At 56.1% G+C, this 23,377-nt stretch carries 26 protein-coding genes; 13 read left to right on the top strand and 13 right to left on the bottom strand.

What is annotated here, in order from left to right:
- The 10 genes from rplX to ACR3EH_RS13300 all read left to right on the top strand — a co-directional run bounded on the left by rplX (nt 1) and on the right by ACR3EH_RS13300 (nt 4,687).
- Nucleotides 1-312, top strand: a complete 312-nt coding sequence (rplX, locus tag ACR3EH_RS13345; protein WP_171092002.1) for a 50S ribosomal protein L24 — start codon at nt 1-3, stop codon at nt 310-312.
- Nucleotides 305-865, top strand: coding sequence for a 50S ribosomal protein L5 (gene rplE / locus ACR3EH_RS13340; protein ID WP_171092004.1), 561 nt, complete (start codon nt 305-307; stop codon nt 863-865). Before rplX ends, rplE begins: the two co-directional genes overlap by 8 nt.
- Nucleotides 866-884: 19 nt before the next feature.
- Entirely contained in the window at nt 885-1,190 is a 306-nt protein-coding gene (gene rpsN / locus ACR3EH_RS13335) for a 30S ribosomal protein S14 (RefSeq protein WP_068340744.1), read from the top strand.
- 13 nt (nt 1,191-1,203) lie between these two features.
- Nucleotides 1,204-1,596 (top strand): 30S ribosomal protein S8, encoded by a 393-nt coding sequence (rpsH, locus tag ACR3EH_RS13330; RefSeq protein ID WP_170373360.1) that lies wholly within the window; start codon nt 1,204-1,206, stop codon nt 1,594-1,596.
- 11 nt (nt 1,597-1,607) lie between these two features.
- On the top strand, nt 1,608-2,141 hold the full coding sequence (gene rplF, locus ACR3EH_RS13325) for a 50S ribosomal protein L6 (RefSeq protein ID WP_170467582.1): 534 nt from the start codon (nt 1,608-1,610) through the stop codon (nt 2,139-2,141).
- Between the two features lie 11 nt (nt 2,142-2,152).
- Entirely contained in the window at nt 2,153-2,512 is a 360-nt protein-coding gene (gene rplR / locus ACR3EH_RS13320; protein ID WP_039523386.1) for a 50S ribosomal protein L18, read from the top strand.
- Between the two features lie 116 nt (nt 2,513-2,628).
- Nucleotides 2,629-3,198, top strand: coding sequence for a 30S ribosomal protein S5 (gene rpsE, locus ACR3EH_RS13315; RefSeq protein WP_155148691.1), 570 nt, complete (start codon nt 2,629-2,631; stop codon nt 3,196-3,198).
- Between the two features lie 12 nt (nt 3,199-3,210).
- Nucleotides 3,211-3,399, top strand: coding sequence for a 50S ribosomal protein L30 (rpmD, locus tag ACR3EH_RS13310; RefSeq protein ID WP_050605831.1), 189 nt, complete (start codon nt 3,211-3,213; stop codon nt 3,397-3,399).
- Nucleotides 3,400-3,622: 223 nt separating this feature from the next.
- Nucleotides 3,623-4,234 (top strand): hypothetical protein, encoded by a 612-nt coding sequence (locus tag ACR3EH_RS13305; RefSeq protein WP_171186665.1) that lies wholly within the window; start codon nt 3,623-3,625, stop codon nt 4,232-4,234.
- Between the two features lie 240 nt (nt 4,235-4,474).
- Entirely contained in the window at nt 4,475-4,687 is a 213-nt protein-coding gene (locus ACR3EH_RS13300; protein ID WP_171186667.1) for a DUF1127 domain-containing protein, read from the top strand.
- A 215-nt stretch (nt 4,688-4,902) separates the two neighbouring features.
- On the opposite strand, the gene ACR3EH_RS13295 is transcribed toward ACR3EH_RS13300, so the two are convergent.
- The 10 genes from ACR3EH_RS13295 to rpsL form a co-directional block, all read right to left on the bottom strand.
- On the bottom strand, nt 4,903-5,535 hold the full coding sequence (locus ACR3EH_RS13295) for a hypothetical protein (protein ID WP_171648973.1): 633 nt from the start codon (nt 5,533-5,535) through the stop codon (nt 4,903-4,905).
- Nucleotides 5,532-5,828, bottom strand: a complete 297-nt coding sequence (locus ACR3EH_RS13290) for a 50S ribosomal protein L23 (protein ID WP_008757532.1) — start codon at nt 5,826-5,828, stop codon at nt 5,532-5,534. The genes ACR3EH_RS13295 and ACR3EH_RS13290 overlap by 4 nt, the downstream gene beginning before the upstream one ends.
- Entirely contained in the window at nt 5,825-6,442 is a 618-nt protein-coding gene (gene rplD / locus ACR3EH_RS13285; protein ID WP_155148664.1) for a 50S ribosomal protein L4, read from the bottom strand. The genes ACR3EH_RS13290 and rplD overlap by 4 nt, the downstream gene beginning before the upstream one ends.
- Complete coding sequence (gene rplC, locus ACR3EH_RS13280) at nt 6,439-7,164, bottom strand: 50S ribosomal protein L3 (RefSeq protein WP_170574972.1); 726 nt, start codon at nt 7,162-7,164, stop codon at nt 6,439-6,441. The genes rplD and rplC overlap by 4 nt, the downstream gene beginning before the upstream one ends.
- 18 nt (nt 7,165-7,182) lie before the next feature.
- The gene (gene rpsJ, locus ACR3EH_RS13275) at nt 7,183-7,497 is read right to left on the bottom strand and encodes a 30S ribosomal protein S10 (protein WP_008756422.1); all 315 of its coding nucleotides are present in this window, start codon (nt 7,495-7,497) and stop codon (nt 7,183-7,185) included.
- A gap of 288 nt (nt 7,498-7,785) precedes the next feature.
- Complete coding sequence (locus ACR3EH_RS13270) at nt 7,786-8,586, bottom strand: AEC family transporter (RefSeq protein WP_480634834.1); 801 nt, start codon at nt 8,584-8,586, stop codon at nt 7,786-7,788.
- 487 nt (nt 8,587-9,073) lie between these two features.
- Nucleotides 9,074-10,249: an elongation factor Tu gene (tuf, locus tag ACR3EH_RS13265; RefSeq protein ID WP_171182005.1), complete on the bottom strand. Its 1,176-nt coding sequence runs from the start codon at nt 10,247-10,249 to the stop codon at nt 9,074-9,076.
- A gap of 60 nt (nt 10,250-10,309) precedes the next feature.
- Entirely contained in the window at nt 10,310-12,427 is a 2,118-nt protein-coding gene (gene fusA / locus ACR3EH_RS13260) for an elongation factor G (RefSeq protein WP_171096025.1), read from the bottom strand.
- Nucleotides 12,428-12,445: 18 nt separating this feature from the next.
- On the bottom strand, nt 12,446-12,916 hold the full coding sequence (gene rpsG, locus ACR3EH_RS13255; protein ID WP_010441203.1) for a 30S ribosomal protein S7: 471 nt from the start codon (nt 12,914-12,916) through the stop codon (nt 12,446-12,448).
- Between the two features lie 15 nt (nt 12,917-12,931).
- The gene (rpsL, locus tag ACR3EH_RS13250) at nt 12,932-13,303 is read right to left on the bottom strand and encodes a 30S ribosomal protein S12 (RefSeq protein ID WP_005621086.1); all 372 of its coding nucleotides are present in this window, start codon (nt 13,301-13,303) and stop codon (nt 12,932-12,934) included.
- Nucleotides 13,304-13,693: 390 nt separating this feature from the next.
- Between rpsL and ACR3EH_RS13245 the strand changes: the two genes are divergently transcribed.
- Both ACR3EH_RS13245 and ACR3EH_RS13240 read left to right on the top strand, forming a co-directional pair.
- Nucleotides 13,694-14,500 carry a putative rhamnosyl transferase gene (locus ACR3EH_RS13245; protein WP_171188745.1) on the top strand — a complete coding sequence of 269 codons (807 nt, stop codon included), beginning with the start codon at nt 13,694-13,696 and terminating at the stop codon, nt 14,498-14,500.
- A gap of 4 nt (nt 14,501-14,504) precedes the next feature.
- Nucleotides 14,505-15,311: a glycosyltransferase gene (locus ACR3EH_RS13240; protein WP_171648404.1), complete on the top strand. Its 807-nt coding sequence runs from the start codon at nt 14,505-14,507 to the stop codon at nt 15,309-15,311.
- Here ACR3EH_RS13240 and ACR3EH_RS13235 read toward each other — a convergent pair.
- Nucleotides 15,296-16,165 carry a DMT family transporter gene (locus ACR3EH_RS13235; protein WP_171188742.1) on the bottom strand — a complete coding sequence of 290 codons (870 nt, stop codon included), beginning with the start codon at nt 16,163-16,165 and terminating at the stop codon, nt 15,296-15,298. The genes ACR3EH_RS13240 and ACR3EH_RS13235 overlap by 16 nt on opposite strands.
- A gap of 87 nt (nt 16,166-16,252) precedes the next feature.
- Complete coding sequence (locus ACR3EH_RS13230; protein ID WP_171188740.1) at nt 16,253-16,735, bottom strand: hypothetical protein; 483 nt, start codon at nt 16,733-16,735, stop codon at nt 16,253-16,255.
- Between the two features lie 377 nt (nt 16,736-17,112).
- Between ACR3EH_RS13230 and ACR3EH_RS13225 the strand changes: the two genes are divergently transcribed.
- On the top strand, nt 17,113-18,921 hold the full coding sequence (locus tag ACR3EH_RS13225) for a sulfatase-like hydrolase/transferase (protein WP_171676426.1): 1,809 nt from the start codon (nt 17,113-17,115) through the stop codon (nt 18,919-18,921).
- A gap of 185 nt (nt 18,922-19,106) precedes the next feature.
- Here the strand turns inward: ACR3EH_RS13225 and rpoC are convergent, their stop codons facing one another.
- Nucleotides 19,107-23,348, bottom strand: coding sequence for a DNA-directed RNA polymerase subunit beta' (gene rpoC, locus ACR3EH_RS13220; RefSeq protein WP_171236018.1), 4,242 nt, complete (start codon nt 23,346-23,348; stop codon nt 19,107-19,109).
- Nucleotides 23,349-23,377: the final 29 nt, after the last annotated feature.

The following is a 23,377-nucleotide window of genomic DNA, read 5'->3' as shown; positions in this document are numbered from 1 at the left end:
ATGGCTGCTAAACTCCGCAAAGGCGACAAGGTCGTCGTGCTGGCCGGCAAGGACAAGGGAAAAGAGGGAACCATTTCCTCGGTTGACCCGAAAGCCGGTAAAGCTGTTGTCGATGGCATCAACATCGCCATCCGCCACACCCGTCAGTCGCAAACCTCACAAGGTGGTCGCCTGCCTCAGGCAAACCCGATCGAGCTGTCGAACCTGGCGCTGCTGGACAAGAACGGCAAAGCAACCCGCGTTGGCTTCCGCATGGAAGGTGACAAGAAGGTCCGCTTCGCCAAGACCACAGGGGACGTGATTGATGCTTGATAACGCAACCTACACCCCGCGTCTGAAAGCACAGTACGCTGAAACCATCCGTGCCGCTCTGAAAGAAGAGTTCGGCTATAAGAACGACATGCAGCTGCCCAAGCTGGAAAAAATCGTTCTTAACATCGGTTGTGGTGCTGAGGCGGTCAAAGACTCGAAGAAAGCAAAAGCTGCTGTCGAAGATCTGACGGCGATTGCTGGTCAACAGGCCGTTGCAACCAAGGCGAAGAAGTCGATCGCGGGTTTCCGCGTCCGTGAAGACATGCCGCTGGGTGCGAAAGTGACCCTGCGCGGTGACCGGATGTACGAATTCCTGGATCGTCTGATCACCATCGCGCTGCCGCGCGTTCGTGACTTCCGCGGTGTTAAGCCGTCTTTCGATGGTCGTGGCAACTTTGCCATGGGCATGAAAGAGCACATCGTGTTCCCGGAAATCGACTTCGACAAAGTCGACGAAGTCTGGGGCCTGGACATCGTAATCACCACCACAGCGAAAACCGACGCTGAAGCGAAGAGCCTGTTGAAAGCATTCAACATGCCTTTCAACGCGTAAGCGCCGGGAGGATTGAGACATGGCTAAAAAAGCAATGATCGAACGCGAGAAAAAGCGCGAACGCCTGGTGGCCAAATATGCCGCAAAGCGTGCCGAGCTGAAAGAAATCGCGAATGACGAGAGCCGCCCGATGGAAGAGCGTTTCAAAGCGCGTCTGAAACTGGCGAAACTGCCGCGCAACAGCTCGGCTACACGTCTTCACAACCGTTGTCAGCTGACCGGTCGTCCCCACGCTTACTACCGTAAGCTGAAGGTCAGCCGTATCGCGCTGCGCGAGCTGGGTTCTGCTGGTCAGATCCCCGGCATGGTGAAATCGAGCTGGTAAGGGAGACATAGATATGAATGATCCTATCGGCGATATGCTCACCCGTATCCGCAACGCGCAAATGCGCGGCAAGTCCACCGTTTCCACCCCGGCTTCCAAGCTGCGCGGTTGGGTTCTGGACGTGCTGGCGGACGAAGGCTACATCCGTGGCTATGAAAAGACGACCGGTGCAAACGGTCATCCGGCCATCGAAATCAGCCTGAAATACTACGAAGGCACCCCTGTTATTCGCGAACTGAAGCGGGTCTCGAAACCCGGTCGTCGCGTATACATGGGCGTCAATGACATCCCGCAGGTCCGTCAGGGTCTGGGCGTGTCGATTGTCAGCACTCCGAAAGGTGTGATGTCGGACGCAAACGCTCGCTCCAACAATGTTGGCGGCGAAGTGCTCTGCACCGTCTTCTAAGGAGGTCTGCAATGTCTCGTATTGGTAAAAAACCGGTCGAGCTGCCCAGCGGCGTTACCGCCTCTGTGTCCGGCCAGACCATCGAAGTGAAAGGTCCGAAAGGCACCCGCAGCTTCACCGCCACCGACGACGTAACGCTGTCGGTTGAAGACAACGTGGTCAAGATCGACCCCCGTGGCATGTCCAAGCGTGCCCGCCAGCAGTGGGGCATGAGCCGCACCATGGTTGCCAACCTGGTAACCGGTGTGACCACAGGCTTCAAAAAAGAGCTGGAGATCCAGGGTGTTGGTTACCGGGCTCAGATGCAGGGCAACACCCTGAAGCTGAACTTGGGCTACAGCCACGATGTTGATTTCACTGCTCCGGAAGGTGTCACCATCACCGCACCGAAGCAGACCGAAATCGTTGTGGAAGGTATCGACCAGCAGCTGGTGGGCGAAACCGCGGCCAAAATCCGCGAGTGGCGCCGTCCCGAGCCGTACAAAGGCAAGGGCATCCGCTATAAGGGCGAGTTCATCTTCCGCAAGGAAGGCAAGAAGAAGTAAGGACGCAAACAATGGCAAACAGCAAAAGAACCCTGTTTCTGAAGCGCCGCCTGCGCGTTCGGAACAAACTTCGCAAAGTCAACGCCGGCCGTGTACGCTTGTCGGTTCACCGTTCGAACAAGAACATCAGCGTTCAGCTGATCGACGACGTTCGTGGCGTGACCCTGGCTTCGGCCTCGACCCTGGAAAAAGATCTGGGTGTTGTTGGCAAGAACAACGTCGAAGCGGCCACCAAAGTGGGCGCGGCCATCGCCGAGCGTGCCAAGAAGGCAGGCGTCGAAGAGGCCTATTTCGATCGTGGTGGCTTCCTGTTCCACGGCAAAGTGAAGGCTGTCGCCGACGCTGCGCGTGAAGGTGGTCTGAAGATCTAAGACTTGTGGGCAGCTTTGCGGCTGCCCCGATGATCCGGGGGCCTCGGCAACAGTCGGGGCTCACTTGGATTGAAGTAAACGGCGTCACAAGCGCCACATGAGAAAAGGGATGCCAAATGGCAGAACGTGAAAACCGTCGGGGCCGTGGCCGCGACCGTGAAGAGGCACCGGAATTTGCAGATCGTCTGGTCGCAATCAACCGCGTGTCGAAAACCGTAAAAGGTGGTAAGCGCTTTGGCTTCGCCGCTCTGGTGGTTGTCGGCGATCAGAAAGGCCGCGTCGGCTTTGGCAAAGGTAAAGCGAAAGAAGTACCTGAGGCCATCCGTAAGGCGACCGAACAAGCCAAGCGTCAAATGATCCGCGTGCAGCTGCGCGAAGGTCGGACCCTGCACCACGACATCGAAGGCCGTCACGGCGCCGGTAAAGTGGTTATGCGCACCGCACCTGAAGGTACTGGTATCATCGCCGGTGGTCCGATGCGTGCCGTGTTCGAAATGCTGGGCGTCAAGGACGTTGTGTCCAAGTCGCTGGGCTCGCAGAACCCGTACAACATGATCCGCGCCACCATCAACGGCCTGCAGAAAGAGCAGAGCCCGCGTTCGGTTGCCGCACGTCGTGGCAAAAAAGTTGCCGACATCCTGCCCAAGCGGGACGAAGCACCTGCTGCTGCTGAAGCAGAAGCATAAGGAGAGCGACCCATGGCAAAAACCATCGTCGTCAAACAGATCGGTTCCCCGATCCGTCGCCCCGCCGAACAGCGCGCAACCCTGATCGGTCTGGGTCTGAACAAGATGCACAAAACCCGTGAGCTGGAAGATACTCCTTCGGTTCGTGGCATGATCCGCAAGATCCCGCATCTGGTCGAGATCGTCGAAGAGCGCGGCTAAGCCCGAAACCTTCGAGAATTTCAAAGAACGCCCCTGACTTCATTCAGGGGCGTTTTTTTTGTCATTGATACCTGGACGCCCAGCCAACACCAATCTGCAGGACCACAACACCGAGTCCAAAGGCATGCGCCCACAGGCCCAGAAACACCTGAGGGCGGGGGAATCCTCGACTTTTGCGGCTTTTTGGCTAGACTTTAGGGCCACATAGTCAGGGGGTTTTTTGATGACCGACACAGTGTCCGAACCTGCCGAATCCGAGATTCTTAGAATCGGTGACGAAAAGTATCAAAAAGCAGAAAAACTCATCCGAACGACGCAAGGAGCGAACGCATCCAACGGGTTAAAGCTGGACCGGCACATAACTGTTGCGAGATCTTATTTCTGGGACGCTGAGGGCCGATCCACCCTTTTCCCTCGCCTTCTGGGGATCGAGTTTAAGGGTAAACGGGTCGGCGTCTTTCAGGAAGCAAAGTCATTTACCGTTTTGCTCGACACTGATGGTGAAGAATACGAGGTCGGGGTTTCTGTGCGCCTTGAGGTCAATGCCGACCGGTTTGAGTTGGGGGCGCAGGTGTCAATTCCAAATATCGCAGCAGAAGCACAGCTGGGTCACAGCAAGGCCGAGATGGAGATCAGTGTGCTTGGTTATTACGGCCCCCTCGGAGACATCCTGCCCGCGCCCAAGGCAGTAGATGTAACGAGCTACGCAGAATACCTTGAGTCCTTTCGAAAAATTCAAAGGCTGGTCTTTTCAGAAGACGGGGCGCAATACCACCATCCGATTCCCTTGGGAGAAAGACGAATTGTTCAGGCTGCGTCGAGTCTAAGCAGCTAGAGTCAATTCACCCCAGCAACGAAAAAGTCACTCTGGGTACATCGAGCGGAAACACTCAGGTTTTGCGCTGCACACGGTCACGTACATGTCGCCCAGTTGTTATTCCCTTGGTGCATATCGGCTAGACCGAAACTTCCGTTGTTAGCGATAACTTTCGACCTTATCTCAGCCTTGTCCAAACAAGGAACACAAAAAGGAAACGTCAAGGAATACGCCTTGATTTGAGAAAGGAACAAAAAGATGACAACTGCTGCACTGACACATTCAGGCTTGAACTTTACTGCACGGATTACGGACATGATCGAACGCGTGAAAGCCGCGCGTGCCCGTGCTGCCGAGTACCAGCGCACGTTTTCCGAGCTGCAACGTTTGAGCAACCGGGAACTCGATGACATCGGCATCCGTCGTTGTGACATCGCGGATATCGCACACAAGCATGTCTACTGTTCGTAAATTCGAACAACCGGAAGCAAGACACAAAGGCGCCAAAGGGCGCCTTTTTTGCTTCATGCATTGGCTCTCAGAATGGCTAGAAGACGCGCCACAGCAGGGGAAAATCCTTGTAGATCGCAATGACGCTGTACGAAGCTAAAATCCGGCTCTATGTCGCTTTCCAACCGTAGGCGTCCCGCACTATGCGTTTCGCCGATCCGCGGCCTGCTGACACCCTACCCCAAAGACCGCCTACGGCAGAGTGGTTCTGACTCCACTGCAATCCGCTGCTTGAGCTTGATATGGCCCAGCACCTCACGAAACGCGCGGTGCTTGGGTTTGCCTTCCAGATAATCCGCCAGTTTGAGCAGGTTGATCGGATGCTTCTTAACAAGCGTTTCGATCCGCTGCACGGCATCGTCCAACGCATAGTGGTCGACGAACTGGCAAGCCACCTGCGTCGGGGTCAGCAGACAATAGTCCTGAGCCCGCTTGTCCGTATAGCGCGTGATGTCGAAGGGCGACGCGCCAAGGGCATGGAACTTTGGAACATGTACGCGCATGTCCGCTTTGACGTGCTCCAACACCGTGCCGGAGGTCTGACGGAACCCCAGCGGGCCAAGCTTGCCGACGACATGGCGACGCATCGCCGGAGAGATCATGTCCACATCCGCCCGGTCGTATTTCAGATCATCGAAAACCGACAAAAGCCCCAAATGCTCGTCAGCAATCTGGAAATAAGGTTCGGTGCTGAATGCCCGCATCCGTTCCAGCACCTGCGCCCGCTCAATTTCAGGGTCCGAAACGAAATCGGCCCCGGCGGGTTGAACCGCCGAGGCCGTAAATAGTCGCAGTAAGCGTCGGATCAAAGACCGGTGCTCACATCGATTGTGTTGCCCTCTTCCAGGGTCACATATGCTTTTTTGACGTCTTTCCGGCGACCCAGCTGGCCGCGGAACCGCTTGACCTTGCCTTTGGTCACGGTGGTGTTCACCGCTTTGACCTTCACACCAAACAGCGCCTCAACGGCCTCTTTGATCTGCGGCTTATTGCTGTCGATCGCCACTTCAAAGACAACCGCGCCGTTTTCGGACGCCATGGTCGACTTTTCGGTGATGATCGGCTTGCGGATCACGTCGTAGTGTTCTGCCTTCGCGCTCATTTCAGACGAGCCTCCAGTGCTTCGACAGCCGCTTTGGTGAGCACCAGGGTGTCACGCTTGAGGATGTCATAAACGTTTGCACCCATCGACGGCAGGATATCCAGACCTTCGATGTTGCGCGACGCCTTCAGGAAACCTTCGTTCACGGTCGCGCCGTCGATGACCAAAGCGCGTTTCCAGCCCAGGTTTGCAACCTGTTTGGCCAGTGCGGCGGTCTTGCCTTCGGCTTCGGCGTTCTCGATCACAACCAGTTCACCTGCTTTGGCTTTGGCCGACAGAGCGTGGCGCAGGCCAAGCTTGCGGAACTTCTTCGGCAGGTCGTGGCCGTGCGAACGAGGGGTCGGGCCCTTGTAGATACCACCCTTGCGGAAGATCGGCGCGTTGCGGTCACCATGGCGTGCGCCACCGGTGCCCTTCTGGCGATAGATCTTCTTGGTCGAGTAGCTGGTTTCCGAGCGGGTCTTGACCTTGTGGGTGCCGGCCTGCGCGTTGTTGCGCTGCCAACGGACCACACGGTGCAGGATGTCCGCACGAGGCTCGAGACCGAACAGATCGGCGTTCAGCTCGATGTCGCCGGCTTTGCCGCCGTCCAGTTTGATTACATCAAGTTTCATGCTTCACCACCTTCCGCGGGAGCTTCTTCCGCAGGTGCTTCGGTTGCAGCCGATTTCACAGCAGCCGGGAAAGGCAGGCCTTCCGGTGCTTTCTTCTTCACGGCGTCCTTGACGGTGACCCAGCCTGATTTCGGTCCGGGAACGGCGCCTTTGATGAAGACCAGGTTCCGGTCGGCGTCGGTTTTGACAACTTCCAGGTTCTGGGTGGTTACACGGGCAGCACCCATGTGACCGGCCATCTTCTTGCCTTTGAACACCTTGCCCGGATCCTGACACTGACCGGTCGAACCGTGCGAACGGTGGCTGATCGAAACACCGTGCGAGGCGCGCAGACCACCGAAGTTGTGGCGCTTCATTGCACCGGCAAAGCCTTTACCGATCGAGGTACCCGAAACGTCAACTTTCTGACCTTCCAGGAAGTGTTCTGCCGAAATCTCGGCGCCTACTTCGATCAGGCCATCTTCAGAGACGCGGAACTCAGCCAGCTTACGCTTGGGCTCAACCTTGGCAGCGGCGTAGTGACCGCGCATGGCTTTCGAGGTACGTTTTGCCTTGGCAGCACCGGCGCCCAGCTGAACGGCAGTGTAGCCATCTTTGTCAGCGGTACGCTGTGCTACAACCTGCAGGTTGTCCAGGTGAAGCACGGTCACAGGGATCTGCTTGCCGTCTTCCATGAACAGGCGGGTCATGCCAACTTTTTTTGCGATAATACCAGAGCGCATAATCTATACCCTCCGATCTTACGACTGCAGCTTGATCTCGACGTCCACACCAGCAGCGAGGTCGAGCTTCATCAGCGCGTCAACGGTCTGGGGGGTCGGATCAACGATGTCCAAGAGACGCTTGTGCGTGCGGATCTCGAACTGGTCGCGGGATTTCTTGTCAACGTGAGGGCCACGGAGAACCGTGAACTTCTCAATCTTGTTCGGCAGCGGGATCGGGCCGCGCACGTTCGCGCCGGTCCGCTTGGCAGTGTTGACGATCTCTTGCGTGCTGGCATCCAGAACGCGATAGTCAAATGCCTTCAGCCGAATACGGATGTTTTGGCTTTGCATAGATACAGCCTTTTTTCAGGCGTTGAGGTTGAGAGGAGGACAGACGCGCATCGCCAACCCTCTTCGAACCCAAAAGGCGGGAATCACCCCGCCTTGATGTTCTTGTTGAGAACTCGCGCGTATTAGTGGGATTGGTCGGGTTTGGCAAGGGGGTTTCTGTGCAAACTGGACGCCTCACAAAACCGGATCAGAAAACCGAAACACCTAGGTGCATTCTACATAAAATCCGTAAGGACAAACTCTCTTGAACAGATCACTCACTGTGCGCTTAGACCCCCGCGCCCAGAATTAAACCCAATATGTCAACGCCAATGGCAGAACCAGCAGCGTCGTCAGGGTTGACAAGAGGATAAATCCCGCCACGTCAGGTGCTCTGTCGGGCTGGTACTGGTCTGCGAAAAGATAGTTCGCGACGGACGAAGGCATCAAGCAGCACAGGATAACGACGCCGCGCTCAGTACCAGTGAAGCCAAATAACCAAGTCGCAAACAAGGCCACGACAACTGCGATGCCTAAATGAACAATGGTCAACACACCCGCTTGCCGCACATCTCTTATCTGAAAAGAAGCCAAGGTATGCCCCATCGTCAAAAGGAGCAGCGGGATCGTTAAACCACCCAAGATATTGAAACTCGACTCTATTGGTTGCGGCAGGCTGAATCCGGTGAAAACAACGCCCAAAGCGATGATCGCCGCGTATATTACCGGAGAAGTGATCAGCCTTTTTATCGAAATAGAACCGGATGGAATCCATATTCCGATGGAAAACATGCAAAGAAGAATGACCACGACAAAGCCCATTGCATAGGCCAACCCTTCTCCGCCAAAGGCCAGCAACGTGACCGGCAACCCTATGCCCCCGATGTTTCCGTACATTAACGGGCCGAGGAAAACGGGCACAGAGTATCCTAACACTCTGAGGACAATAAAACTCAACGCGGCGAAACCAGCGACGATTGTCGCGGCTGCGGCCATCACCGTCAGAAAGGTGTTCGCATCGATCTGCGCCGTTGAAAGATGCGAAATGACAAGCGTGGGAAAGCCGACACGCGATATCAGCCCGTTTATCACTTTGTTGTCGAAGGGCACTTTGAACAGAGCCAGACAGTAACCAATGCCTGCACAGATCAGAACGGGTAGAATGATATTGAAAACATTCAGGAATACATGTTCAAGATGTGCAATCATCGCAGTTTCCGACCCTGTTAGCAGAGTGCGCGTTCAAATCTGAAGAACACTGTACCACCGTCGACAATGTGGCAAGGGCCTTGCGTTCGAGCTGCTGGTTAACAGTGCTCCGCGAAGTAGCGAGTATTGCGCTGTTTCTGATTTGCCCTGAGTTTTGGCACAAGTCACCTATTCTGGGCAGTTTCCGTTGGTTCATTCGCTAGATTTTTCGACGAATGTTCCTGACTTATTTGATCGCCCGGTTGGTACAAGATGTATGCGCTTGAAATGGTAGAAACGAAAAAGGCCGCCCCCTGTTGGACGGCCTTCTTTAGTTCTTTACCGAGTTGCTCCCGGCAGATTTTCCTGAGGAAAATCGCCTGCCGCAACCAGGCGCGACAAGCGCGCCTTACTCGATGATTTTCGACACAACGCCGGCGCCGACGGTGCGGCCGCCTTCGCGGATCGCGAAGCGCAGGCCCTGCTCCATCGCGATCGGTGCGATCAGCTCAACGCCGAACGACACGTTGTCGCCAGGCATGACCATCTCGGTGCCTTCGGCCAGGGTCACGGTGCCGGTCACGTCAGTTGTACGGAAGTAGAACTGCGGACGGTAGTTCGCGAAGAACGGGGTGTGACGACCGCCTTCTTCCTTGGTCAGGATGTAGGCTTCGGCTTCGAACTTGGTGTGCGGTGTAACCGAACCCGGCTTACACAGAACCTGGCCACGCTCAACGCCGTCACGGTCAACACCACGCAGCAGCGCGCCGATGTTGTCGCCTGCTTCACCGCGGTCCAGCAGCTTGCGGAACATTTCAACGCCGGTGCAGGTGGTTTTCGAAGTGTCGCGGATGCCGACGATTTCGATCTCGTCGCCAACGTTGATCACGCCACGCTCAACACGGCCGGTCACAACGGTACCACGGCCCGAGATCGAGAACACGTCTTCGATCGGCATCAGGAACGGCTGGTCAACAGCACGCTCAGGGGTGTCGATGTAGTCATCAACAGCCGCCATCAGTTCCTTGATCTTCTCTTCGCCGATTTCCGGGTTGTTGCCTTCCATCGCGGCCAGAGCCGAACCTGCAATGATCGGAATATCGTCGCCGGGGTATTCATACGAAGACAGCAGCTCGCGGATTTCCATTTCCACCAGTTCCAGCAGCTCTTCGTCGTCAACCTGGTCAACTTTGTTCATGAACACGACCATCTTCGGGATGCCAACCTGGCGGCCCAGCAGGATGTGCTCACGCGTTTGCGGCATCGGGCCGTCAGCGGCGTTCACAACCAGGATCGCGCCGTCCATCTGGGCAGCACCGGTGATCATGTTCTTGACGTAGTCGGCGTGGCCGGGGCAGTCAACGTGCGCATAGTGGCGGTTGTCGGTCTCGTATTCCACGTGGGCGGTCGAGATGGTGATGCCGCGCGCTTTTTCTTCCGGCGCACCGTCAATCTGGTCATACGCTTTGAAGTCACCGAAATACTTGGTGATTGCTGCGGTCAGCGTCGTTTTACCATGGTCAACGTGGCCAATCGTGCCGATGTTGACGTGCGGTTTTGTACGCTCAAACTTTTCCTTTGCCATGATGGCCTCCTTTTTCGGTAATGAAGGGAGCCCCTGACCGGAGCTCCCTCAAATCTTCGCTTATGCGTATTTCGCCTGGATCTCGTCCGAGATGTTCTGCGGAACCGGATCGTAGTGGTCGAACTGCATGGTGAACTGGGCACGGCCCGACGACATCGAACGCAGAGTGTTGATGTAGCCGAACATGTTCGCCAGCGGAACGAACGCGTCGATCGCGATTGCGTTGCCGCGCGGTTCCTGACCAGACACCTGGCCACGACGCGAGGTCAGGTCGCCGATGATGCCGCCGGTGTATTCTTCCGGGGTGATCACTTCGACCTTCATGATCGGTTCCAGCAGTTTCGCGCCAGCTTTGCGCATGCCTTCACGCATACACATACGGGCCGCGATTTCGAACGCCAGAACGCTCGAGTCAACGTCGTGGAACTTACCGTCCAACAGGGCAACCTTGAAGTCGATCACGGGGAAGCCAGCCAGCGGGCCGCTGTCCATAACCGACTGGATGCCTTTTTCGACACCCGGGATGTATTCCTTCGGAACGGCACCACCAACGATGCGGCTTTCGAACGAATAACCTTCGCCCGGCTCGGTCGGAGTGATCTCGAGCTTGACCTCACCGAATTGACCCGAACCACCCGACTGTTTCTTGTGGGTGTAGGTGTGCTCGACCGGCATCGAGATGGTTTCACGATAGGCCACCTGCGGTGCACCAATGTTCGCTTCAACCTTGAACTCGCGCTTCAGACGGTCAACCAGGATATCCAGGTGAAGTTCGCCCATGCCTTTCATGATGGTCTGACCGGATTCCAGATCAGTTTCCACACGGAAGGACGGGTCTTCGGCGGCCAAACGGGCCAGACCCTGAGACATCTTTTCCTGGTCGCCCTTGGTTTTGGGCTCAACCGCGATCTCGATCACCGGATCGGGGAAGGTCATGGTTTCCAGAACCACCGGATCCTTCGCGTCACACAGGGTGTCACCAGTGGTGGTGTCTTTCAGACCCGCCAGCGCGATGATGTCGCCTGCAAACGCTTCTTCGATCTCTTCCCGGTTGTTCGAGTGCATCATCATCATACGACCGATGCGCTCTTTCTTACCTTTGGTCGAGTTCAGGATCGAATCACCCTTGTTCATGGTGCCCGAGTAGATCCGGGTAAAGGTCAACGAGCCAACAAAGGGGTCGTTCATGATTTTGAACGCCAGACCCGAGAACGCCATTGCGTCATCGGCACGACGTGCGATGTCACGAACTTCTTCCTCGTCGCCGGGCTTAAAGCCCATGTAATCAACAACGTCCAGCGGGCTGGGCAGATAGTCGATCACAGCGTTGAGCAGTGGCTGAACGCCTTTGTTCTTGAACGCCGAACCACCCAGAACCGGAACAAACGCGATGTCCAGAGTACCTTTGCGCAGCAGGGCGCGCAGGGTCGGAACGTCGGGCTCGTTGCCTTCCAGGTATTCCATCATCGCGTCGTCGTCCATTTCGACAGCCGCTTCGATCATCTTGCCGCGCCATTCGTCAGCCATGTCTTTCAGGCTGTCGCGGATCGGAGCTTTGATCCAGCTTGCGCCCAGATCTTCGCCCTGCCACAGCCACTCTTCCATGGTGACAAGGTCGATCAGACCTTCCAGCTCGGACTCGGCGCCGATCGGGATACCAACCGGAACAGCGCGAGCGCCGGTGCGGTCTTCGATCATGCGAACGCAGTTGAAGAAGTCTGCGCCAATCTTGTCCATTTTGTTGACGAAAACCATACGCGGAACCTTGTAGCGGTCAGCCTGACGCCACACGGTTTCGGTCTGGGGTTCAACACCGGCGTTTGCGTCCAGAACGCAGACGGCACCATCGAGAACCGCCAGCGAACGTTCAACTTCGATGGTGAAGTCTACGTGGCCGGGGGTGTCGATGATGTTCAGGCGGTGCTTTGGGGTATCGGCGGTCTGACCGTCTTCGGTGCGTTCCCAGAAGGTGGTGGTCGCAGCCGAGGTGATGGTGATGCCGCGTTCCTGCTCCTGCTCCATCCAGTCCATGGTGGCTGCACCATCGTGCACCTCACCGATGTTGTGGGATTTACCAGTGTAATACAGGATACGCTCCGAGCAGGTGGTCTTACCTGCGTCGATGTGCGCCATGATACCGAAGTTACGGTACAGTTCGAGCGGATATTCGCGTGCCATTTTTGATAAGCCTCTGAATTACCAACGGTAGTGGCTGAAGGCTTTGTTCGCCTCGGCCATCTTGTGGGTGTCTTCGCGCTTCTTCACGGCAGTACCGCGGGACTGTACAGCGTCCAGCAGTTCACCGGCGAGGCGTTCTTCCATGGTGTTTTCGTTGCGGCCACGCGCAGCAGTGATCAGCCAGCGGATGGCCAGTGCTTCGCGGCGCTCAGGGCGCACTTCGACCGGAACCTGATAGGTTGCACCACCAACCCGGCGCGAGCGAACCTCGACCGACGGTTTGATGTTGTCGAGTGCTTCGTGGAACACTTCGACAGGAGCGCGCTTTACCTTGTTCTCAACGCGGTCAAACGCGTTGTAAACGATGCGCTCTGCGACCGACTTCTTGCCGTCGATCATCAGGTTGTTCATGAATTTGGTCAGTACCTTGTCGCCAAATTTGGCGTCAGGCAGGACTTCGCGTTTTTCGGCGGCGTGACGACGTGACATATCAGCCTCTCCTTCTTACTTGGGACGCTTCGCGCCGTATTTCGAACGACGTTGCTTACGGTCTTTGACGCCCTGAGTATCCAGAACACCGCGCAGGATGTGGTAACGCACACCGGGAAGGTCTTTCACACGGCCGCCACGGATCAGAACAACCGAGTGTTCCTGCAGGTTGTGGCTTTCACCGGGGATGTAAGAGATGACCTCGAACCCGTTGGTCAGGCGCACCTTGGCAACCTTACGCATAGCCGAGTTCGGCTTCTTCGGTGTGGTGGTGTACACGCGGGTGCAGACGCCGCGCTTCTGCGGGCACTGCTCCAGGTGCATGGACTTCGAGCGTTTTACTTTGGGCTGCCGCGGTTTGCGGATCAGCTGTTGAATAGTTGGCATTCCGGTTCTTTCCCCGTTTTGCAACACACATGACATGCACGCGCGTTGCGTGCGGCTAAATTCGCTGCGTTCGTGCGTCCACAAGCGCAAAACCCACGAGCGTTCCCATTCCGAGGTGAACGTCGCGGTTGTTTCTCAGAGGGCGCGAACTGTAAAATTGTCCGGGCCTTGACCAGCTCATTACTGGAATCGGCTACGGGGCGGCCCCCGGCACCGAGATGACGCGCGTAATAGGGGGAGTCGGCCCAAGTGTCAACAGCACTATCCCGACGACCGCGACCTAGTGCGGTTTGGGGCTTAACTGACTGGCCGCAAAGTCACCCTTATCCCTGTTGCGACCGGTGTACAGCGGGGGCATAGTTGCGCTGAATACCAGCCGATGGACGACAGATGCAAGTGATTGGCCTGTGCCGTTTTTCCTATCCCGCTATTGGCGGCTTTCGGCTGAGCCACAAGACAATCGAGGAGCACAGGCAGTTTCTCTATGCACCCGACAGAATGGAAGAACGCTTTCGCTTATTTGAAACCGTTACCCTGTCCGGTTTTCGCGTCCAAACGGATGAACGTTTTGAGCTGTTGGTGATAACGGAAACTTGCCTGCCGCAACCCTATTCTGATCGGTTGCGGGATCTGGTCGCCGGGATCAAACAGGTCCGTATCATTGAAAAAGATCCAGCCGATCATAAGCAGGTGATGAGAGAGACCCTAAACACCGCCCGGACAGACCCACACAAACCCTGCCTACAGTTTCGGCATGACGACGATGACGCGGTCTCGGTCGACTTCATAGAAAAGCTCCGCTCTGCAACGCGCGAAAACGCAGGGCTAATGCAGCAAAGCGAGTCAGTCGCGATCGACTACAACCACGGTTACGTCGCACGATGCAACAAACATCAAATACACGTCGCGCAGGTTTATCGGACGCTTCTGGGCGTTGGCTTGGGCATGTATATTCAGGGCGGAAGTAAACGGACAATTTTTGACCGTTTACACAACAGACTGGCGCGGTTCATGCCGGTGGTTAGCTACCCCGACGCGCCGATGTGGATGCGTATGCTGCACGGGTTCAACGACTCGGACCATGCCCGAAAAGACACGCGTGAGCTGTTGCCGCTTAATCCAGAACAGGCGGAAGAATTGCGGACACGTTTCGCGATCGACCCTAAAGAGTTCGAAACTACACCTGTGCGGGTTTGAGCAGATGCAGGTCCTCGGTCTTTGCCGCTTTTCTTATCCCGCCATTGGTGGGTTTCAGACCATGCACTCCACTGTCGAAGAACGGCGGCAGTTTCTGTATCAATCTGAACGGCTGGACGAACGATTCCGGTTGTTTGAAACCATCGCCCTGCCCGGACTGAAACAGCAAACCGATCAAGACTTTCATCTTCTGATCGTTGTTGGTGAGTGCTTGCCCAAGCCAGCCTTTGATCGCTTGCATGATCTGACCGCCGACCTGAAACAGGTGCAAATCGCCGCCAGACCTCCAGGCCGGCACAGAAAGGTCATGCAAGAGGTTATGAATGCCGCGCGTCAAAACCTCGACCTGCCCTGCCTGCAATTTCGCCATGATGACGATGATGCGGTGGCAGTGGATTTCGTCGAACGGCTGCGTGGAACTGTAATTGACAATGCCGGGCTGTTTCAAAACCGAGCCATGGTTGCAATTGATTTCAACTGTGGCTACCTGGCGCGCGCAGATGCTGCGGGCATTCAAGCCAAGCGCGTACATCGTCCGTTGATGACAGCCGGACTTGGAATGTTTGCGCAAGGCGGCAACCGCAAATCGATCATGAACTTTACCCACAACAGGATCAATCGGGCCATGCCGGTGATTACGCGCCCGGATAAGCCGATGTGGGTCCGCGGCTTGAACCGGTTCAATGACTCTCCCAAAACCAGAAGCACAACGGCCGAACTCAGCCCCCTATCACAGCTTCAGGAGGCCGAGTTTCAATCACGTTTTGCCATTGATCAGAGCCATGTCAGGCGGGTTCACTCTGTGCCTTGACGGGCACGCTCGCGGAACAAGGTGAACAAACCAGCGCCTACAATCAACGTAGCACCCAGCATTGTCACCGTGTCGGGCCATTCATCAAATACGACCCAACCCAGCCCCAGCGCCCAAAGCAGACTGGAATACCGAAACGGCGCGACAAACCCAACATCGCCCTGACGCATGACCATGACACTGAACAGGTAGCCCATCAGCACAAAAATAGCGGCGGCGGCGACCAATGATCCCGCTGCGGCCGAAACCGGAACCCACCCTTCAAACACCGAGGCAACCGCCGCAGCAATTGCGATAGAGCCTGAGGTTGCCAATGTCACAACCATCGACGGCACGTCGGCAGACATACGACGGGTGACGAGATCCCGCACGGTTATCGATGCCACGGCGATCAGCGCGTAGACAGAATAGACGCTGAAGCCGTCCGGGCCCGGCCGGACGATTAACACCATGCCAATGAATCCCACCAAAATCGCCAGGGTACGCCGCCAGCCAACCTGTTCGGAAAAAACCAACGCGGCGCCCAGCGTTACCGTCAGCGGCAGCGCTTGCAGAATAGCCGTTACGTTGGCAAGCGGCATGCTCTTCAACGCCGTCAGGAAAAAGAACGTGGCAGCCAGTTCAGTCAGGCTGCGCAACGCTACAAGCCATTTGTCGTGACGCGAAAAATTCAGATGCAGGGCCCCAAGTGAACGGGCAAGCAGATAGACCAGAACAACAGCCAAGGCACCTCTTAGGGCCACCAACTGAAAAAGGGGCAGCTCCTGCAGCGCGATCTTCACCAGCGTATCGTTCAGGGTAAACGCGGCCATGCTGCCCATCATCAGCAAGGCACCTTTGGTATTCGGGGTCATGTTGGCTGGGCTCCGGGCTGGCAAACGCCGGTATTGGCCAAACTATAGCTTCGGATGTCAATATCGCTTTTGCCCGTCAGCCGGATGTCAGCCGAAGGGGACAATGGTCCCAAACAGATTTAAACTGGACGGCTCGGTTGTATCTTTGACGAAATCCACCCAATCTTTTCCGTAGGTCTGCTCGAAAAAGTCTGGGTACTTCCAAATAAGATTGTGAAAGGTGAACGTCGTCAGCAACGCGCCAACCGTAAGCGCGCCTGCGAACTCTCGCAGTTTACCTTTCAGAAAAAGCATCACCATGATGCAAGCCCCGCCCGCAAGTCCGAGGCTGACGAAATCCTGCGTATCAACTTGCCGCTGAACCGGAATACCAACGGATTGGTATTGAATGTAACGGGTCAGAAACACGGCACAGATTCCCAGCAGTAAGGCCCCCAAAAACGCACCGGGATAGGCCAGACGTTGCCAGATGCTCTCGGTTCTGGGCCGAGGTGCATTCCTTGCGTTCTCATCCGAGCGCTGTTTGATCCGCGCAACGCGATCTTCGAAAGAGTTGTTTTCTGTGCCCATGAGCCAATTCAAAATCAAATTAAAATCTCAAGCCAGAGCTAAACTAGAGATTGTATGACCGCAAGAACGAGCCATCGTGCACAAATACTGGGTTGGATCAAAATGTCGTGCTGTCCTGCGACAGTAACATGAACCGCGCGCACTTTGACCTGGGCTAACCGAAATCGGAACTTGGTTTTTTGAATCCTGACAGGCAGGAAAAACAAAAGGCCTACACAGGCCGGTTAACGGCACTGTTTTGATCCTAACTCCGCCGCGTACGATGCAAACGAATGAAATTGACGTGCGAACGATCTATGGCTGCAACGCGGGCTAAATGCACATTGCATCAATTCCAGTAGGATGGGATTAAGTGTCACATCAATTTAACTTGATATATGCATGGAGTTGTTTTCCAGTCGACTAGAGAGTTGCCCAGGCAAGTGGAGGTAGAGGTGAAGGTGCAATCAGAGACATGCAGCAAGCCCCTCACATGGAAGTTGGGATTGGCGCTGGCATTTGGATATGCGTCACAAGTCGCCGCTCAAGATCAAAGAATTGTTCATGATGCCGAGTATTTTATTCTGGAAGCTCAAAACGGCTCAGTGTGGCAGATAGAAGACCAACAACTTGACGCAAAACTCGCCGAGTTGAGGGAGAAATACGATTCTCCTCCTAACCTCATCCACTTAATGTGGGACGACCAGCCACTCGGCGCAGTCGGCATCCCAGCCATGCAACAAATCCGTGGATACGAGACGCCGAACCTCAATCAGATGGCCGAAGAGGGTATGCTGTTCACGCGTATGTATACGGAGCCCGCGTGTACACCTACAAGAGCCGCAGCTTGGACGGGTCAATATGCTGTGCGGTCCAGCATGTTTTCAGTCGGTTTTCCTATAGAGTACGAAGGAATTGCGGCTGAGAATATCACGATTGCGGAAGTCTTGAGCGATGCCGGATATGCGACTGGATTTTTTGGCAAAACGCACCTTGGCGATATCGAAGAGGCCTATCCGCATAATCAAGGATACGACGAAGCGTTCACCGCGCTCTACAACCAATCGACGAGTCTTTGGAACATCGAAGCCGAAGCCGCCAACGCAGTCGTAGGGTTGAAAACCGAGCTTCTGCCCGAGAACCCGTATCAGAAAGACAAAGAGTTTCTTCAGGATGGCTATGTCTTTTACGTAGAAGGCACAAAGGGTGGTCCAACGCGAGAATGGTGCGGCACGACAAACGAGTGCTACCGCGCATTTGACGGCGAAGCGCGGGATCGAACGTTTGATTTCATTCGCAGAAACGCCGAGGAAGGAAACCCTTTCTATGCTGCATGGTGGCCCATGTGGATAAGCTTTTTGCCAGACCCAAACAAAGAAACACTACAACGTGGTCTGGTCGGAGAGGCTTATCACAAATACCTTGATCCGGACGTCGGACAGTTAATTTCGCTTCTCAATGAGTTGGGCATAGCCGAGAACACACTTGTTATCGCCATGTCGGACAACGGTCCTATGACCCATAATCCGCCTGCTGGGGCAGGCCTTGGGGAAGGACCATTCCGAGGTGGCAAAGGTGACTTTCTCGAAGGCGGCGTCCGCGTTGCTGCTCAAGCTTGGTGGCCCGGGATGATCGAAGAAGGGCAGATTGTCGGAGACATCATCCATGTCACGGATCTATTCACGACATTTGCACGCATCGGCGGCGCGTTGGAATTCGTTCCCAAAGACCGTGTGATTGATGGCGTCGATCAAACTTCTTTGCTGATCAATGGCGACAGCTTTAGCCGCCGAGACAGCGTAATGATCTATTCCGGTCCAAACCTCGGAGCGAGTGTGAAAGATCACTACAAGATGCACTGGATTTCGTCTGACCCCTCACAAGCGTCCGCTGGCATCACTTCAGTCTTCGACCTTTTGAATGACCACCGCGAAGTTAATCCCATTGTGGTTGGCGGTTTTCACTTCAAGGAGCCATTCCGTCGTATGCGAGCGCGGCACGAGCAGTGGATTGCAAGATACCCCCATTTGCCCCGTGCGTATGGCCCCGCCTACACCGGGATTGAAAACGCAAGGCCTGAGACCTTGGCGCTAAGCAATCCGCCCGAAGCACTGAATAACCTGCCTTTCGGATTGTTGGACTTCATTGAGCAATTGCCAAGTCTTCCCTTCGACCCGAGCGGAGACGTAGGGTTGGATTTCGATTAAATGTGGCGTTCGGCTTTGAATGCACAACTGGCGCAGGTTCAAATCATTGGGCTTCTGCTTTGGGCTCAAAACAGCCACTAGATGGCAGATCGAGCACTAACAATATTGAGCTGGCACTTGACAGTCTTCCACAAAAGAAAGGCCCCGCGTTTTGCAGGGCCTTTTTCAAATTTATGCTGTCGAGCTTACTCGCGGCTTTCCGGTGTTTCCACCAGAACGTCCAGCTCATCGCCAACCATGTCGTCGTCGAAGGTCGGTGCAGCCAGAGCAGCGGCGGCTTCGGCCTCTTCCCGGCGGGCTTCGATGACCACGTTGTCACGCGACTGCGCGATGTGGCGGACAGCCTGAGTTGCTCCACCGGTACCGGCAGGGATCAGACGACCAACGATGACGTTCTCTTTCAGGCCAACCAGCTTGTCCTTCTTGCCCTGAACCGAAGCTTCGGTCAGCACGCGGGTGGTTTCCTGGAACGACGCCGCCGAGATGAACGAACGTGTCTGCAGCGAGGCTTTGGTGATCCCCAACAGGATCGGCTCGCCCTGTGCCGGACGACCACCACGCGAGAGGGTCTTCTCGTTGGCTGCGTCGAACTCCTGCTTGTCGACATGTTCGCCTTTCAGCAGGGTGGTGTCGCCTGAATCCAGGATCTCCCACTTCTGCAGCATCTGGCGCACGATGACCTCGATGTGCTTGTCGTTGATCTTCACGCCCTGCAGACGATAGACGTCCTGCACCTCGTCGATCATGTAATCCGCCAGCGCTTCGACACCCATGATGGACAGGATGTCATGCGGAGCCGGGTTACCGTCCATCAGGTATTCACCCTTCTGGATGAAGTCCCCTTCGGCGACCGGGATGTGCTTGCCCTTGGGCACCATGTACTCGATGGTCTCCATGGACTCGTCCGCCGGTTCGATGCTGATGCGACGCTTGTTCTTGTAGTCGCGGCCAAAGCGCACGTAACCATCGGCTTCAGCGATGATCGCGTGATCTTTCGGACGACGCGCTTCGAACAGTTCGGCCACACGCGGCAGACCACCGGTGATGTCCTTGGTCTTGGCACCTTCACGCGGGATACGCGCAACAACGTCACCAGCCTCGATCTTCTGGCCGTCTTCGACCGACAGGATCGCATCCACCGACATCGGATAGTGAACCGGGTTGCCCGCGTCGTTGCGGACCGGTTCGCCATCTTCACCGACCAGAATGATCTCGGGCTTGAGGTCGCTGCCTTTGGGGGCCGCGCGCCAGTCGATCACGATCTTCTGGGTCATGCCGGTTGCTTCGTCGGTCTCGTCGCGGACAGCAAGGCCCGAAACCAGGTCAACGTATTTCGCGGTACCGGCTTTCTCGGCGATGATCGGCAGGGTGTAGGGATCCCACTCGAACAGCTTGTCGCCACGGGCCACTTTGGTGCCGTCTTTGACGAACAGCTTGGAACCGTAGCCCAGCTTGAAGCTGGCACGCTCTTCGCCGTGCTCGTCGTTGATCACCAGCTTCATGTTACGGCCCATGACCAGGCTTTCGCCTGCGGCATTGACCAGGATTTGCGGGTTCTCGAACGCGACAACACCTTCCTGGTTGGCTTCCTGGAACGACTGCTGACCACCTTGCGCAACACCACCGATGTGGAAGGTCCGCATGGTCAGCTGTGTACCGGGTTCACCGATCGACTGGGCGGCAATGATGCCAACAGCTTCACCGGTGTTCACCATGGTACCGCGTGCAAGGTCACGACCGTAGCAGGTTGCACAGACGCCTTCCTCGGACTCACAGGTCAGAGGCGAGCGGATGCGCATCGACTGAACACCAGCTTCATCAATCGTATCTGCCATACGTTCGTCGATCAGCTGACCTGCTGCGACGATCACCTCATCTGTGCCTGGACGCAGAACATCGTCAGCAGCGACACGGCCCAGCACACGTTCGGCCAGCGAGGCGACAACCTCACCGTCGTTTACGGCTGCTTCGGCAGTGATCGCACGCTCGGTGCCACAGTCGATCTCACGAACGATACAGTCTTGTGCCACGTCAACCAGACGACGGGTCAGGTAACCCGAGTTCGCCGTCTTCAGAGCGGTATCCGACAGACCCTTACGGGCACCGTGGGTCGAGTTGAAGTACTCGAGAACGGTCAGACCTTCTTTAAAGTTCGAGATGATCGGCGTTTCGATGATGTCACCGTTCGGCTTGGCCATCAGACCGCGCATACCGCCCAGCTGTTTCATCTGAGTGACCGAGCCACGCGCACCCGAGTGGGCCATCATGTAGACCGAGTTCGGCTCCTGCTCGGATCCGTCCTCTGCCCGATCCGACGACGAGATCGTCGACATCATAGCCTCGGTGACGCGGTCGTTACACTTCGACCAGGCATCGACAACTTTGTTGTACTTTTCACCCTGAGTAATCAGGCCGTCCATGTACTGCTGTTCAAAGTCTTTCACCTGACCGCGGGTGTCATCAACGATGCCCCACTTGTCACCCGGAATGACCATGTCGTCCTTACCGAACGAGATGCCAGCCTTGAACGCTTCTTTGAAGCCCATCGACATGATCTGGTCACAGAAGATAACCGACTCTTTCTGACCGCAGTAACGGTAGACGGTGTCGATCACCTGCTGCACTTCTTTCTTCCGCAGCAGGCGGTTGACCAGCTCGAACGGCGCTTTGTTGTTCATCGGCAGCAAGGCACCCAGACGCAGACGGCCCGGAGTGGTTTCATAGCGCTTCTGAACTTCGTTGCCTTCGTCGTCGATCTGCGTGATCCGCGCGGTGATTTTCGAGTGCAGATGCACCTCACCCGCGTCCAGCGCGTGCTGAACTTCTTCGATCGAGCCAAAGACCTTGCCTTCGCCCGGCATGCCTTCACGTTCCAGGGTCACATAGTACAGACCCAGGATCATATCCTGCGACGGAACGATGATCGGTGCGCCGTTTGCAGGCGACAGAACGTTGTTCGTCGACATCATCAGAACACGGGCTTCCAGCTGCGCCTCAAGGCTCAGCGGGACGTGAACGGCCATTTGGTCCCCGTCGAAGTCAGCGTTAAAGGCCGAACAGACCAGCGGGTGCAGCTGAATGGCTTTACCTTCGATCAGGACCGGCTCGAACGCCTGAATGCCAAGACGGTGCAGCGTCGGCGCACGGTTCAGCATGACAGGGTGTTCGCGGATCACCTCGTCGAGGATATCCCACACTTCGGGACGCTCTTTCTCGACCAGTTTCTTCGCCTGTTTCACGGTCGAAGACAGACCCTTGGCTTCAAGGCGTGAGTAGATGAACGGCTTGAACAGTTCCAGCGCCATCTTCTTGGGCAGACCACACTGGTGCAGCTTCAGTTCGGGCCCGGTCACGATGACCGAACGGCCCGAGAAGTCGACACGTTTACCCAGAAGGTTCTGACGGAAGCGGCCCTGCTTGCCTTTCAGCATGTCCGACAGCGATTTCAGCGGACGCTTGTTGGCACCGGTAATCACGCGACCGCGACGGCCGTTGTCGAACAGAGCATCCACGGATTCCTGCAGCATCCGCTTTTCGTTGCGGACGATGATGTCAGGCGCACGCAGCTCAATCAGACGCTTCAGACGGTTGTTCCGGTTGATGACGCGGCGATACAGATCGTTCAGATCCGAGGTCGCAAAACGGCCACCATCCAGCGGAACCAGCGGACGCAGTTCCGGCGGAATGACCGGGATCACGGTCATCACCATCCACTCGGGCCGGTTGCCCGACTCGAGGAAGGATTCAACAACCTTCAGACGCTTGATGATCTTCTTGGGCTTCAGCTCGCCTGTTGCTTCGGCCAGATCAGCGCGCAGCTGCTCGGCTTCGGCTTCCAGATCGATCTGGGCCAGCATCTCACGGATTGCTTCGGCACCGATATTGGCAGTGAACGCGTCCATGCCATAAGCATCCTGCGCATCCATGTACTCTTCTTCGGTCAGCATCTGGCCGTAGGTCAGGTCAGTCAGACCAGGCTCGATGACGACGTAGTTTTCAAAGTACAGAACGCGTTCCAGATCGCGCAGCGTCATGTCCAGCATCAGACCGATGCGGGACGGCAGCGATTTCAGGAACCAGATATGCGCAACAGGCGCGGCCAGTTCGATGTGGCCCATACGCTCGCGGCGGACTTTCTGCAGGGTGACTTCCACACCGCATTTCTCGCAGACAACGCCGCGATACTTCATCCGCTTATATTTGCCGCACAGACATTCGTAATCTTTGATCGGGCCAAAGATACGCGCGCAGAACAGGCCGTCACGTTCAGGCTTGAACGTCCGGTAGTTGATGGTTTCGGGTTTCTTGATCTCGCCATAGGACCAAGACAGGATCCGCTCGGGCGACGCCAGCGAGACTTTGATCTCGTCAAAGACCTTCGGGGGCGTCAGCGGGTTGAACGGGTTGTTGGTGATTTCCTGGTTCATTTGTTACCTCAAATCTTGCGGAAGGGGGG

It is taken from the genome of Ruegeria sp. BG7, assembly GCF_056535685.1.
Note: the sequence above shows the minus strand (reverse complement) of the source record. Positions and strands in the feature narration are given on the sequence as shown.